The sequence below is a fragment of the Mycobacterium sp. IDUB_17 genome, from assembly GCF_055419465.1.
This window is the reverse complement of the sequence record NZ_JBVAXS010000005.1, coordinates 67,259-80,418: the sequence shown is the minus strand read 5'-3', so window position 1 is coordinate 80,418 and position 13,160 is coordinate 67,259. Positions and strand designations below refer to the sequence as shown.

14 protein-coding genes are annotated in these 13,160 nt (G+C 66.8%); 6 read left to right on the top strand and 8 right to left on the bottom strand.

The features are described 5' to 3' along the window. Positions 1 to 26: 26 nt before the first annotated feature. Together ACZYZ7_RS21305 and ACZYZ7_RS21300 are read left to right on the top strand one after the other, a co-directional pair. Positions 27 to 791, top strand: a complete 765-nt coding sequence (locus ACZYZ7_RS21305) for an SDR family NAD(P)-dependent oxidoreductase (protein ID WP_090435031.1) — start codon at positions 27 to 29, stop codon at positions 789 to 791. 12 nt (positions 792 to 803) lie between these two features. After that, positions 804 to 1,544, top strand: a complete 741-nt coding sequence (locus ACZYZ7_RS21300) for an SDR family NAD(P)-dependent oxidoreductase (RefSeq protein ID WP_463741752.1) — start codon at positions 804 to 806, stop codon at positions 1,542 to 1,544. Between the two features lie 147 nt (positions 1,545 to 1,691). Here ACZYZ7_RS21300 and ACZYZ7_RS21295 read toward each other — a convergent pair whose 3' ends face one another. From ACZYZ7_RS21295 to ACZYZ7_RS21280, 4 genes are read right to left on the bottom strand one after another with little or no spacing between them, the layout of a single operon-like run. After that, positions 1,692 to 2,456, bottom strand: a complete 765-nt coding sequence (locus tag ACZYZ7_RS21295) for an enoyl-CoA hydratase/isomerase family protein (protein ID WP_211155285.1) — start codon at positions 2,454 to 2,456, stop codon at positions 1,692 to 1,694. 4 nt (positions 2,457 to 2,460) lie between these two features. Continuing rightward, complete coding sequence (locus ACZYZ7_RS21290) at positions 2,461 to 3,549, bottom strand: acyl-CoA dehydrogenase family protein (RefSeq protein ID WP_205264225.1); 1,089 nt, start codon at positions 3,547 to 3,549, stop codon at positions 2,461 to 2,463. Next, complete coding sequence (locus ACZYZ7_RS21285; protein ID WP_450072255.1) at positions 3,536 to 4,366, bottom strand: acyl-CoA dehydrogenase family protein; 831 nt, start codon at positions 4,364 to 4,366, stop codon at positions 3,536 to 3,538. Before ACZYZ7_RS21285 ends, ACZYZ7_RS21290 begins: the two co-directional genes overlap by 14 nt. Then, positions 4,344 to 5,639, bottom strand: coding sequence for a class I adenylate-forming enzyme family protein (locus tag ACZYZ7_RS21280; RefSeq protein WP_450072314.1), 1,296 nt, complete (start codon positions 5,637 to 5,639; stop codon positions 4,344 to 4,346). The genes ACZYZ7_RS21285 and ACZYZ7_RS21280 overlap by 23 nt, the downstream gene beginning before the upstream one ends. 217 nt (positions 5,640 to 5,856) lie before the next feature. Here ACZYZ7_RS21280 and ACZYZ7_RS21275 point away from each other — a divergent pair, with 217 nt between their 5' ends. Then, positions 5,857 to 6,168 (top strand): 2Fe-2S iron-sulfur cluster-binding protein, encoded by a 312-nt coding sequence (locus ACZYZ7_RS21275; protein WP_167857929.1) that lies wholly within the window; start codon positions 5,857 to 5,859, stop codon positions 6,166 to 6,168. A gap of 69 nt (positions 6,169 to 6,237) precedes the next feature. Here the strand turns inward: ACZYZ7_RS21275 and ACZYZ7_RS21270 are convergent, their stop codons facing one another. The 4 genes from ACZYZ7_RS21270 to ACZYZ7_RS21255 are packed head-to-tail and all read right to left on the bottom strand — an operon-like array spanning position 6,238 to position 10,240. Next, entirely contained in the window at positions 6,238 to 7,299 is a 1,062-nt protein-coding gene (locus ACZYZ7_RS21270) for a CaiB/BaiF CoA transferase family protein (RefSeq protein ID WP_450072254.1), read from the bottom strand. Beyond that, entirely contained in the window at positions 7,296 to 8,252 is a 957-nt protein-coding gene (locus tag ACZYZ7_RS21265; RefSeq protein ID WP_450072253.1) for an LLM class F420-dependent oxidoreductase, read from the bottom strand. The genes ACZYZ7_RS21270 and ACZYZ7_RS21265 overlap by 4 nt, the downstream gene beginning before the upstream one ends. Beyond that, complete coding sequence (locus ACZYZ7_RS21260; protein ID WP_044522188.1) at positions 8,249 to 8,650, bottom strand: cobalamin B12-binding domain-containing protein; 402 nt, start codon at positions 8,648 to 8,650, stop codon at positions 8,249 to 8,251. Before ACZYZ7_RS21260 ends, ACZYZ7_RS21265 begins: the two co-directional genes overlap by 4 nt. Beyond that, positions 8,651 to 10,240 carry a methylmalonyl-CoA mutase family protein gene (locus ACZYZ7_RS21255; RefSeq protein ID WP_450072252.1) on the bottom strand — a complete coding sequence of 530 codons (1,590 nt, stop codon included), beginning with the start codon at positions 10,238 to 10,240 and terminating at the stop codon, positions 8,651 to 8,653. It lies immediately after the preceding gene. 254 nt (positions 10,241 to 10,494) lie between these two features. Between ACZYZ7_RS21255 and ACZYZ7_RS21250 the strand changes: the two genes are divergently transcribed. Genes ACZYZ7_RS21250 through ACZYZ7_RS21240 form a run of 3 tightly spaced genes read left to right on the top strand, consistent with a single transcriptional unit; the run spans position 10,495 to position 13,154 of the window. Beyond that, entirely contained in the window at positions 10,495 to 11,343 is an 849-nt protein-coding gene (locus ACZYZ7_RS21250) for an SDR family oxidoreductase (RefSeq protein WP_450072251.1), read from the top strand. Next, positions 11,340 to 12,842 carry a class I adenylate-forming enzyme family protein gene (locus ACZYZ7_RS21245; RefSeq protein ID WP_463741751.1) on the top strand — a complete coding sequence of 501 codons (1,503 nt, stop codon included), beginning with the start codon at positions 11,340 to 11,342 and terminating at the stop codon, positions 12,840 to 12,842. Before ACZYZ7_RS21250 ends, ACZYZ7_RS21245 begins: the two co-directional genes overlap by 4 nt. Before the next feature lie 9 nt (positions 12,843 to 12,851). Continuing rightward, on the top strand, positions 12,852 to 13,154 hold the full coding sequence (locus ACZYZ7_RS21240) for a hypothetical protein (protein WP_450072249.1): 303 nt from the start codon (positions 12,852 to 12,854) through the stop codon (positions 13,152 to 13,154). Positions 13,155 to 13,160: the final 6 nt, after the last annotated feature.

Here is a 13,160-nt window from a genome sequence, read left to right as displayed (position 1 = left end):
GTCTCAGTTGCAAGAAGGGGAACCGTATGCAAATCGCCGGTAGTTCCGCGATCGTCGTCGGCGGTGCGGGTGGCCTGGGTGAGGCGACCGTCCGCCGCCTGCAGGCAGCGGGAGCCAAGGTGGTCGTCGCGGACCTGGCCGACGAGAAGGGCGCCAGCCTGGAGAAAGAGCTGGGTGTGCGCTATGTGAGCACCGACGCCACCTCCGAGGAGTCGGTGCTCGCCGCCATCGCCGAGGCCGAAGCCCTTGCCCCGCTCCGCATCTCGGTGGACACCCATGGCGGGCCCGCCGCCGGCGGCCGATTGGTCGGCAAGGACGGGTCCCCGCTGGACCTCGACGGGTTCAAGAAGACCATCGAGTTCTATCTGACCGCGGTGTTCAACGTGATGCGCCTGTCGGCCGCGGCGATCGCCAAGACCGAACCGCTGGAGGAAGGCGGCCGCGGCGTCATCGTCAACACGGCCTCGATCGCCGGGTTCGAGGGCCAGATCGGCCAGCTGCCGTACTCGGCTGCCAAGGGCGGCGTGCTGGGGATGACGCTCGTCGCCGCACGCGACCTGTCGCCCCTGGGCATCCGGGTCTGCACCATCGCCCCCGGCACCATCAACACCCCTGCCTACGGCAAGGCCGCCGATCAGCTCGAGCAGTACTGGGGTCCGCAGGTGCCGTTCCCGAAGCGCATGGGCCGCTCGGTCGAGTACGCCCAGCTGGCTCAGAGCATCATCGAAAACGACTACCTCAACGGCGAAATCATCCGCCTCGATGGGGCATTGCGCTTCCCTCCCAAGTAATAGTCTGACGCGATGGACCTGACCGGAAAGGTCGCCTTTGTCGCCGGCGCCAGCCGCGGCATCGGCGCGACGATCGCTGCCGCACTGGCCGCCGAGGGTGCCGCGGTGGCCGTGGCCGCCCGCTCCGAACAACCGGGCAAGCTGCCCGGCACGATCGGCTCGGTGGCCGCGGACATCAACGATGCTGGCGGGCGCGCAATGCCGGTCGCCTGTGACGTCACCGACGAGGATTCAGTCAACAAGGCTGTCGCCGAGGCGGTTTCGGAGTTCGGCGGCATCGACATCCTGGTTGCCAACGCCGGTGTGCTGTGGCTCGGCCCGGTCGAGTCCACACCGCTCAAACGTTGGCAGCTGTGCCTGGACGTCAACCTCACCGGGGTTTTCCTGGTGACCAAGGCCGTCATCCCGCATGTTCGCAAGCGCGGCGGCGGGTCACTCATCGCGATCACCACCACCGGGGTCGACATGGTCGAGCACGGTGCCAATGCCTACTGGGTGTCCAAGGCCGCGGCCGAACGGCTCTATCTCGGCCTGGCTGCTGACCTGCGCGGTGACAACATCGCGGTCAACTGCCTCAGCCCGTCACGCGTGGTCCTGACCGAGGGCTGGCAGGCCGGCGGCAGCGGGCTGCAGATCCCTCCGGAGATGGTCGAGCCGCCCGAGGCGATGGGACTCGCGGCGGTACGCCTGGCCGGTCAAGATGCCGGCGGCGTCACCGGAACCGTCCAACGCTCCGAGGCGCTCACCTTCTAGTTGCCAGCTGCCCGTCGCGCGTAACGCCATGGCGGAAAAATCGCAGAATCACCGCCACTGCGTTACGCACGCGTGTGCCGGAACAGCTTGCGCCCCGCCATATCCCGCGAGCGTGCACAGACACGCACGCTCGCGGTACAGCGGTGATCAGTTCTTCGCGATCAAGCCGTCCACGATCCGATTGAAATCAGCCGTTCCGAACGACACGTACTCGGCGAGGTTTGCGTAATCCAGCGACGCCATCACCTGCTGCTCCAACTGGATGTTCATCAACCGCTTGGTGGCCTCGACCGCCTGCTTGGGCAGGTCGATCAGCTTCTTCGCGCACGCGATCGCCTCGGCCAGCGGGTCCTCGACCACATGATTGGCCAGGCCCAGTTCAACTGCCCGCTGAGCCTTGATCCGCACGCCCGTGAGTGCAAACTCCTTGGCCTGCAACAACGAAATCTGCGAACCCCACACCAGCGGACCACCGTCGGCGGCCACCAGCCCGATCTGTACGTGCGGATCGGCGAAGTGTGCGTTCTCGGCCATGTAGACGACGTCCGACAGCGCGGCCAGGCTGCAGCCCAGCCCGACGGCCGGGCCGTTCACCGCGGCGACGACCGGGATGCGGCAGCGCACCATGCCGATGACGAGGTCGCGTCCGTGCTTGATCGTCTTCTGCCGCAAGGCTTCATCACGCCGCAACTCATCGAGGTAATTGAAGTCACCGCCCGCGGAGAACGCCCGGCCCGCACCGGTGATCACCGCGGCGCGGGCGTCCGCGTCCTCGTTGAGCGCTTCCCACAACCGCGCGAGGCCGACGTGCAAGTTGTCGTTGACCGCATTGAGCGCATCGGGGCGGTTCAGCGTGATGATGCGCAGCGCGCCGTCGGCCTGCACATCGATTTCGTCTGGCATTCCGTACATGTATCTAGACTCCCAGCCCGAGGATTCGTGACGCGATGATGTTCTTCTGGATCTGCGATGTGCCACCCATGACGCTCTGGGCGCGGCTGTAGAGATACGCGCTCAGCAGTTCGGGATCGCTGGTGCCGGTGACCGCCAGCGCGGCATGCCCGACGGACTGCTCGACCCAGGTCATGAGCAGCTTGTCCAGCGAGCCCTCCGGGCCGTGCTTGAGCCCGTCGAGTTGTTCGGACAACCGCCGTCGCACATGTAGCCGCAGCATCTCGGCCTGTACCCCGGCCCAGGCGAGGTCTTCGGGCACTTTCCCATCGACCCGAGAGGCCATCTCGCGCACCAGCTTTCCGTAGCGCGCCGAATAACCGAGGGTCGACGGTTCACGCTCATGGCTGACCACCGTCATGGCCAGCCGCCACCCGTCGCCCGGCTCACCCACCATGTTCGAGGCCGGCACCACCGCACCGTCGAACGCCACTTGACCGAACTCCGTGGTGACACCGTTGATCATCTGCAGCGGCCGCTGCTCGATACCGTCCTGGTGCATCGACACGATGAACGCCGAGATCCCCTTGTGCCTGGCCACAGTCTTGTCGGTGCGGGCCAGCACCAGGCACCAGTCGGCGACATCGGAGTAGCTGGTCCAGATCTTGTGCCCGTTGATGATGTAGTTGTCGCCGTCGCGCGTCGCCGTCGTGGTCAGCGAGGCGAGATCCGAACCGGCGCCGGGTTCCGAAAAGCCCTGGCACCAACGCTCGGTGCCGTTGATCATCCCTGGCAGGAACCGCTGCTGCAGTTCCTTGCTGCCGTGATGACCCAGGCCGACCACCAGGTAGCCGAGGCTGGGCCGCGGCGGCGCACCGGCCCGGGCCAGCTCCTCGTCGACGATGACGTCGTAGACCGGCGGCAGGTCCTGGCCGCCGAACTCCTCGGGCCACGAGGTGCCGAAAAACCCTGCGGCATAGAGGGCCTGATGCCACTCCCCCATCCGGGCCCAGTAGTCGTCACCGGATGCCTTGAAGGACGCGGCGTTGTCGGCCAGCCAGGTCCTCAGGCGGTCCCGGAAGGCAGCTTCCTCAGGTGAATCACGAAAGTCCAAGATCAGTGACCTCCAAGTCCTCCAGCTTGACTGGCCACAACTCGGTGGCCACCAGAACCCGGCGCAGGTACACATGCGCCAGGCATTCCCAGGTGTTTCCGATCCCGCCGTGCACCTGGATCGCGGTCTCGCAGACGGTGCGCGCGGCGCGGGCGCAGTAGACCTTGGCGATCTTTCCGGCCCGGACGGCTTCCTCGGCCGGCAGTTCGTCGACGGCCCATGCCGCGTGACGCAGCACGCTGATCGATCCCTCGATCAGCGCGAGTCCTTCGGCCAGCAGGTGTGCGACCGCCTGGTACGACCCGATCGTCGAGCCGTACTGCTCACGGACTTTCGCGTAGTCGACGGCCAGCGCGTGCACGCCGCGCGCGGCACCGACCAGGTCGGCGCTGGTGGCAGCGAGCGCCAGCGCCTGCCAGCGCAAAGCGTCCTCGCTCGACAGCTCGGCGAGCTCGGCGGGCGACTCGACCGCACCTACGGTGCTTCGCGTCAGATCCACACCGGCGGTGGCGGCTTCCTCCGTGCCGACCTTCACCTCACGATCGAGCCGCCGCGCCAGATCGTCGGCGAGCACCGGACCGAGGAACGGCACGTCGACCAGACCGCGTCCGAACTCCTCGGCGATGATCGCCACTTCCACGCCGGAGGCGCCGTCGGAACGCAGTGTGCGCCACTCGGTTGCGGCGACCGTGCTCTCCAACCGGGCGATCCGGCCCTCATCCGACAGCTCTCCGACCGCATCCGGTCCGAGGTCGTCGGCCAGTTTCGCTGCGGCCTCTCGCAGCTGCTGCTGTTCAGACGTCAGACGAACGTCCATGCCGCTCCTTCAGCACTCGTCGCAATACCTTTCCGGAAGGTAACCGGGGTATCTCGGTTACGAACTCCACGCGGCGGGGCCGCTTGTACGAGGCCAGCCGCTCACCGACAAGGTCGATGAGTTCCTCGGCTGACACCGCAGAATGTGTCGTCACCGCGGCCACGATGGCCTCGCCATCGGCCGCGTCGGTCACGCCGAACACCGCGCAGTCGGTGACCGCCGGGTGGCCGTGCAGCACCGCCTCGACCTCGGCCGGTGCCACCTGGAAGCCGCGGACCTTGACCATCTCCTTGGCGCGGTCGGTGATGTGCAGGTATCCGTCGTCATCGAGGTAGCCGATGTCGCCGGTGCGATACCAGCCGTCACAGAATGCCCCGGCGGTGGCGTCCTTCGGCAGATAACCGGCCATCACCGAGTCGGACCGCACCTGGATCTCACCGTCCTCGCCGATGCGGACGTCGACCCCGCGCACCGGGGTGCCCACGGTGTCGATGTGGGTGGCATCCAGCGGATTACACGCGATCACCGGGAGTTCAGTGGTGCCGTAGGCGGTCAGCCACCGGATCCCGGCACGTTCGGTGGCGGCATCGGCGACACTGCGGGTCACCGGGGTGGCACACCACATCACGTAGCGCAGCGACGACAGATCGTAGCGACCCAGATCGGGGTGCGCGGCCAGCGCCAAAGCAATTGGTGCCACCGCCATTTCGATCGTGATGCGGTCGGATTCGATGTGGCGCAGCATCGTGTCGACGTCGAAGCGGCGGTGCAGGCGCATCCAGGCGCCGGTGTCGAGCACCATGGCGATGTTGAGCAACCCCAGGATGTGCGACGGCGGCGTCATGATCTGCATACGGTCGGCGCTGGTGAACCCCAGTGCGTCACGCCAATGGTCGATGGCCGTCGCGAACCCGCGATGGGTGTGGCGCACCGCCTTCGGCAGGCCGGTGGTCCCCGAGCTGAAGACGAACAGCGCGTCGCTGTCCGGGTCGGGCGGGTCGAACCGCCGGAGGCCAGGGGTGACCGGCTCATCGAGATGCAACATCGGCATGTGTGACGCCAGCACCTCGTGATCGCCCACCGCATGGCTGGGCGCTGTCAGCGCGAGGGCGTGGGCAACCTCGCGTTCTTTCCAGGCCGGGCTGATCAGCACGGCCACCGCGCCCAGGCCCCAGATCGCGCGCAGGGCGACGACGAACTCGGGGCGGTTGGAGGACATCATCGCGACGCGGTCACCCGGCCTGACGCCGCGGCGTTCCAGCTCGGTGACCATCCCGCTGGTCAGCGCGTCGAGTTCGGCCAGGGTGTAGTCACGGTCATCGAAGGCGAGCACGACCGGGGTGCGCACCCAAGGAACAGTTGCGATCCCAGTCAAGATTCACCGCCCCTTTCCCATGCTCCGCTGGCCGTCGAGCACACCGAGAAGATACTATCAGTTAGCGAGAATGGTATTCTCTTCATATCAGAACGTACGTGCACAGGGGAGTCACATGACGGCAGATCCGACGGTCGGTAGCGAAGCGGACGGCAAGGTCACGATCGTCTTCGATCGTGAGCAGTTGTCCGTACCCCGCCGGCAGGGCGAAACGCTGCTGGAGAGCGCGCGCCGCGCCGGTATGACGCCTCCGTTCTCCTGCGAGGCCGGCAACTGCGGCACCTGCATGGCCAAGCTCCTCGAGGGGACCGCCACCATGCGCGTCAACGACGCGCTCGACGACGACGAGGTGGCCGAGGGCTGGGTGCTGACCTGCCAGGCCATCCCGGACTGCGATTCAGTGACCGTCTCCTACGACGAGGATTGACCTCAAGCGCCATGAGCGAGCGCCATGTGCGCCGCCGGTTTCTACAGCAGGGTCGCACAAATCAAGCAGTCACGACTCTGGTGCAGAAACCGGTGACCGCTGGCTGTACTCATCGAACGCCGGCGCTGGCCGGTAGTCCGGCGTGTACCCGGCGACCTGCACCGGGCTGCCCACGAGCCGGAAATCCCCAGCGGTGACGACCATCTCGGGTGTCGCATCCAGCGCCTGCGGCAAGGTACGCACGGCAGCCGCCGGAATCCCCAGCGGCTTGAGCCGTGACTCCCAACCCGCCGCGGTATCGGTGGCCAGGACCGCCGTCACCACGTCGAGCACTTCCTCGCGGCGGGCGGCGCGCTCAGCCATGGTCTCGAAACCGTCGATCCCGGCCTCAGCCGCGAACGACTTCCAGAACCCGTCATGGGTGATGAACAACGCCAGATACCCATCGGCGGTCGGGAACAGCTGCGCGGGCACGTAATACGAATGCGCGCCGAACGGATGGCGGCGCGGCTCGGCACCGTCGTTGAGATAGGCCGAGGCGCGGTAGTTGAGCTGCGAGAGCATGACATCGCGCAGCGAGACGTCCACCTGCCCACCATTGCCCGAGACGATCATCGCCAGCAGGCCCAGCGCAGCAGTCAGCCCGGTCGAGTTGTCCGCCGAGGAGTAGCCGGGCAACGTGGGCGGGCCGTCGGGATCACCGGTCATCGCGGCCACCCCGGTGGCGGCCTGGATGACGTAGTCGAACGCCGGGTCGTCTCCCCCGTCCAATCCGAATCCTGTCATCGCGACACAGACGATCTTCTCGTTGAAGCGCCGCAGGTTCTCATAGGTGAGGCCCAACCTGCGGATCACCGAAGGCTTCATGTTCACCAGGAGCGCGTGCGAATCAGCTACCAGCTCAGCAAGTTTCGCTTGTCCAGCCTCGGAAGCGAGGTCGATGCAGATGCTGCGCTTGCCCCGGTTGAGGCTGGCGAAATAGCTGTCACTGACCTGACGGGAGATCTCCCCGCCGGGCGGTTCGACCTTGATCACCTCAGCGCCCAGGTCGGCCAGCATCATGGTGGCGTACGGGCCGGCCAGCATGACACCGACCTCGATGATGCGGATGCCCGCCAGCGGCGCGGTCATCGCAGACGCTTGGCGAGTTCGGCGATCACCTCACGCGTCCGGTACTTCGACGCGATCAGCTCGTCGCGGGTCTCCCCGATCGGCAGCAGGCGAACCGACAGGTCCGTCACCCCGGCGTCGGCGAACTGCTTGAACCGCTTGAGGATTGACTCCTCGTCACCCGCGGCGAGCAGATCGCCGACGTTACGGGCCTCGCCGCGGTCCAGCAGCCGCTGGTAGTTGGGCGAGGTCTCGGCTTCGGCGAGGACGCGGTTGGCGCGGTCCTTGGCTTCCTCGATCTCGGAGTTGGCGCACAGCGTGACCGGGATGCCGGCGACGATGCGCGGCGCGGGCTTACCGGCCTCCGCGGCGGCCTTGTTGATCTTCGGAGCGATGTGCTCGCCGATCGCCTTCTCGTCGGCCATCCACAGCGATGTGCCGTCGGCGTGCTCACCGGCGATCTGCAGCATCACCGGGCCCAGCGCGGACACCAGCACCGGCATCGGGGTGTCTGCGCCCAGCACCGTCGGGTTGTGCACGGTGAAGGAATCGTTCTCCACGTCAACGTCTCCGGGCCCGGAGATGGCAGCGTTGAGCACCTGCAGGTAGTCCCGGGTGTAGGCGGCGGGCTTGTCATAGGGCAGGCCCAGCATGTCGCGGACGATCCAGTGGTGCGACGGCCCGACACCCAGGACCAGCCGGCCACCCGAGATGGCGTGCACCGACAGCGCCTGCCGCGCCAGTGCGATCGGGTGCTGCGCCTGCAGCGGCACCACCGCGGTGCCGAGTTCGATGCGCGTGGTGTTCGACGCCATCAACGCCACCATGGTGAGCAGGTCGAAGTCGTTGGGCACCTGGGGCATCCACGCACTGTCCAGTCCGGCCGACTCGGCCCACTGGATGTCGGAGACCAGCTTGGAGACCTTGCGGGCCATGTCGCCACGCTCGGCCCCGATCATCACGCCCAGCCTCATGATTCCGAAACCTTTTCTGTCAGCGCACGAACGTCGGTCACCAGGGTGTCGAGCGACGTCCCCGTCGGGAACACCGCTGCCGCACCGGCGTCCAGCAGCTTCTGGACATCGGACTGCGGGATGGTGCCGCCGACGACGACGGCGATGTCACCGGCATCGGCCGCCCGCAGCGCCTCGACAGTGCGGGTGGTCAATGCGACGTGCGCACCCGAGAGGATCGAAAGGCCCACCAGGGCAACGTCTTCCTGCAATGCGATCGACACGATGTCCTCGATGCGCTGCCGGATACCGGTGTAGATGACCTCGAATCCGGCGTCCCGCAGCGTCCGCGCGACGATCTTTGCGCCCCGGTCGTGACCGTCGAGCCCTGGTTTCGCAACGAGTACACGAGTCGCCATCTAGAACACCACCGGCTGCTGGAACTCGCCCCACACCGACTTCAAGGTCGACACCATCTCTCCCACTGTGCAATACGCATTGGCGCAATCGATCAACCGGTGCATCAGGTTGTCGTCGCCTTCGGCACCTCTGGCCAGGGCGGCCAGAGTCTCCTTGACCGCAACGTCGTCGCGCTCGGCCTTGACCTTGGACAGTCGCTTGAGCTGCAGATCGCGCCCCTCGGCATCGAGCTCGTAGGTGTCGATGTCGGGCGCAGGCTCGTCGGTGACGAACTTGTTGACCCCGACCACCGGGCGTTCCCCCGACTCGACCTGCTGGTGGATCTTGAAAGCCTCGTCGGCGATCAGGCCCTGCAGGTAGCCGTCCTCGATGCAGCGAACCATGCCGCCGTGCTTCTCCAGGTCGTCCATGATCTCGACGATCTTGGCCTCGGTGGCGTCGGTGAGCGCCTCGACGAAGTACGAACCGCCCAGCGGGTCGGCGACTTTGGTGACACCGGTTTCGTAGGCCAGGATCTGCTGGGTCCGCAGTGCCAGCGTCGCCGATTCCTCACTGGGCAGGGCGAACGGTTCGTCCCACGCCGCGGTGAACATCGACTGCACACCGCCCAGCACCGCCGCCAGCGACTCGTAGGCCACCCGCACCAGGTTGTTCTGAGCCTGCGGCGCGTACAGAGAGGCCCCGCCCGCCACACAACCGAACCGGAACATCGAGGCCTTGTCGGTGGTCGCGCCGTAGCGCTCCCGCACGATCGTGGCCCAACGACGCCGGCCGGCACGATATTTGGCGATCTCCTCGAAGAAGTCACCGTGGGTGTAGAAGAAGAACGAGATTTGCGGGGCGAACTTGTCGATGGTCATGCGGCCGCGCTCGACCACGGTGTCGCAGTAGGTGACGCCATCGGCGAGCGTGAACGACATCTCCTGCACCGCGTTGGCGCCCGCATCGCGGAAGTGCGCACCCGCCACCGAGATCGCGTTGAACCGGGGCACCTCGGCGGCACAGAACTCGATGGTGTCGGCGATCAGCCGCAGCGACGGCTCGGGCGGCCAGATCCAGGTCCCGCGCGACGCGTATTCCTTGAGGATGTCGTTCTGGATGGTTCCGGTCAGCTTCTCGCGCGGGACGCCCTTCTTCTCCGCGGCGGCAACGTAGAAGGCCAGCAGGATGGCCGCGGTGCCGTTGATGGTGAAGCTGGTGCTGATCTTGTCCAGCGGGATGCCGTCGAACAGGATCTCGGCGTCGGCCAGGGTGTCCACCGCAACACCGACACGACCGACCTCCTCGCCGTACTCCTCGTCATCGGAGTCGTAGCCGCACTGGGTGGGCAGGTCCAGCGCCACCGACAGGCCCGTCCCACCCTGATCGAGGAGATAGCGGTACCGGCGGTTGGATTCCTCGGCGGTGCCGAAACCCGAGTACTGCCGGAAGGTCCAGGTCTTCCCGCGGTAGCCGGACGCGAAGTTGCCGCGCGTGAAGGGATAGGTCCCTGGGGCAGGCGGCTCGACCGCGCGGTCGCTCGGTCCGTAGACGGGCGCCAGCGGGATGCCAGATGGTGTCTCTACTGGAGGGACGACTTGCTCGCTCATCAGTGGATAACGTACTTGCTAAAAATGAGAATGCCAATACCGCAGGGTGGAAATGTGGCGCCTGTACTGGCCGGGAGTGCTCCGACCTGCACACAGAGCGGCTCCGGCGACACGGCCGAACAAGTCTGATCGACGCCGATTCTTCGGGCGCCTCAGCCGACGATTACGCCACTTGCTAAAAATGAGAATGCCAATACCATTTGGGTACGGTTGATAACGGCGCACAGCAGACGCTGCGCTCGACGAGGAGGACCATGTCCAGCCAGCAGGAGTCATTCACCGATCGCACGCTGGTCGTATCCGGCGGCAGCCGCGGGATCGGACTGGCGATTGCGCTCGGCGCCGCCCGCCGCGGGGCGAACGTGGTGCTGCTGGCCAAGACCGCCGAACCGCATCCCAGGCTTCCCGGCACCGTGCACACCGCCGTCGCCGAGGTGGAGGCCGCCGGCGGCAAGGGCGTCGCGGTCGTCGGTGACGTACGCAAGGAAGAGGACGTGGCCCGCGCGGTCGAGGCCGCGGTCGAACACTTCGGCGGCGTCGACATCGTGATCAACAACGCCAGCGCCATCTCCACCGACCCCACCGAGGCGCTATCGGCCAAGAAGTTCGACCTGATGATGGACATCAACGTCCGCGGCACGTTCCTGCTCACCAAAGCCGCGCTGCCGCACCTGCGCAAGTCTGCCAACCCTCAGGTGCTGACGCTGGCCCCGCCGATGAACATGAACCCCTACTGGCTGGGCGTGCACCCCTCCTACACCCTGTCCAAGTACGGAATGACGTTGCTGTCGCTGGGCTGGGCCGCTGAATACGCGGATGCCGGAATCGGTTTCAGCTGCCTGTGGCCCGAGACCTACATCGCCACCGCCGCGGTGACGAACCTCGCCGACGGCGACAAGATGGCCTCTCAGTCCCGCAACCCCGAGATCATGGCGGACGCGGCCGTGGAGATCCTGTCCCGACCGGCCGGCGAGGTGAACGGTCAGACCTTCATCGACTCGGAGGTGCTCACCGCTTCCGGCGTCACCGACCTGTCACGCTACGGCGGCGGGGATAATCCGATCATCGACATCTTCATCGACGCACCGGGACAAGGCCTATGAGCATCTCGCTACTGCTGGAGATGGCGGTCTCGGGCGGACCCGACCGCACCGCAGTGGTGTCCGACGATCTCCGCCTGACCACCGAGGAACTCAGCACCCTGGCCGACGGGGGCGCCGGCGTGATCGCCGCCTCCGGGGCCGCCCACGTGGCATATGTCGGTACCGGCGGCGGGATGCTGCCATTGCTGTTGTTCGCCTCCGCCCGTGCCGCCGTGCCGTTCACCCCGCTGAACTACCGGCTCAGCAAGGACGGACTGCACGAACTGATCGAGCGGCTGCCCGAGGCGCTGGTGGTCACCGACGCCGAATACGCCGATGTCGTCGCCGGAGCGGGCAGGCAGATCATCACCTCCGAGGAGTTCCTGGCGGCGGCGCGCACCGCCGAACCCGCGGCCGAGTTCGCCGACCCCGACGCGGTCGCGGTCGTGCTGTTCACCTCAGGCACGACCTCACGCCCCAAGGCCGTCGAGCTCACCCACAACAACCTCACCAGCTACATCACCGGGACAGTCGAATTCGCCTCGGCGGCAGAGGAAGACGCCGCCCTGATCTGCGTCCCGCCGTATCACATCGCCGGGGTCAGCGCGGCGATGTCGAATCTGTACGCCGGTCGGAAGATGGTGTACCTGCGACACTTCGACGCCGACACATGGGTCGATCTGGTCCGCACCGAAGGCGTCACGTCGGCCACCGTGGTGCCGACCATGCTGGACCGCATCGTCACCGCCCTCGAAGCCGCCGGCCTCCAACTGCCCACCCTGCGCAACCTCGCCTACGGTGGCTCGAAGGTCGCGCTGCCGCTGGTGCGCAAGGCACTTCAGCTACTGCCCAACGTCGGGTTCGTCAACGCGTACGGATTGACCGAAACCAGTTCCACCATCGCGGTTCTGGGCCCCGACGATCACCGCGAGGCACTGGCCGCAGAGGACGCGACCGCCGCCCGTCGGCTCGGTTCGGTCGGCCAGGTGGTCCCCGGCATCGAGGTCCAGATCCGCGCCGAGGACGGCACCGTGCTGGGCGCCGGTGAGACCGGAGAACTGTTCGTACGGGGTGAACAGGTGTCCGGCCGCTACACCGACATCGGGTCGGTGCTCGACGCCGAAGGCTGGTTCCCCACAAAGGATGTCGCCATGCTCGACGAGGGCGGCTACCTGTTCATCGGCGGACGGTCCGACGACACCATCATCCGCGGCGGGGAGAACATCGCCCCGGCCGAGATCGAGGACGTGCTCGTCGAGCATCCCGAAGTCCGCGACGTGGCCGTCGTCGGCCCCGAGGACCCGCAATGGGGACAGATCATCGTGGCCGTCGTGGTGCCCGTCGAGGGCACCTCGCCCGACCCGGAAGCGTTGCGCGATCATGTGCGCAAGCAGTTGCGCGGTTCACGCACCCCTGACCGGGTGGTATTCCGCGACGAACTGCCCACCAACCCGACCGGCAAGGTCCTGCGCCGCCAGCTGGTCGACGAACTCGCACCCGTCTCAGAGCACACCCCGTAAGGAGTCAGCATGATCAAGAACGGCACCCGCCTGCAGAGCCAGGTGTGCGACACCCAGGTCATCGTGGTGCGCAGCGCCGACAGCCTCGACGACCTCCGGGCCGGCGGCGTCGCGATGGTCGCACTTGACGCCGAAAAGGACTCGGCCGCAACGATCGACGCGGCGTTCTCCGACGGCAACCTGATGGGCAAGCGCTACGTCGACGAAGGCGGGGCCGAGGTGCTGGTCACCAAGGCCGGTACCGGCACGCTCTCGGTCGGGACCACCGCCCTCAGCCTCAAAGAGGCCAAGCCCCTTCCGGCCAGCGACTAGTGGGGC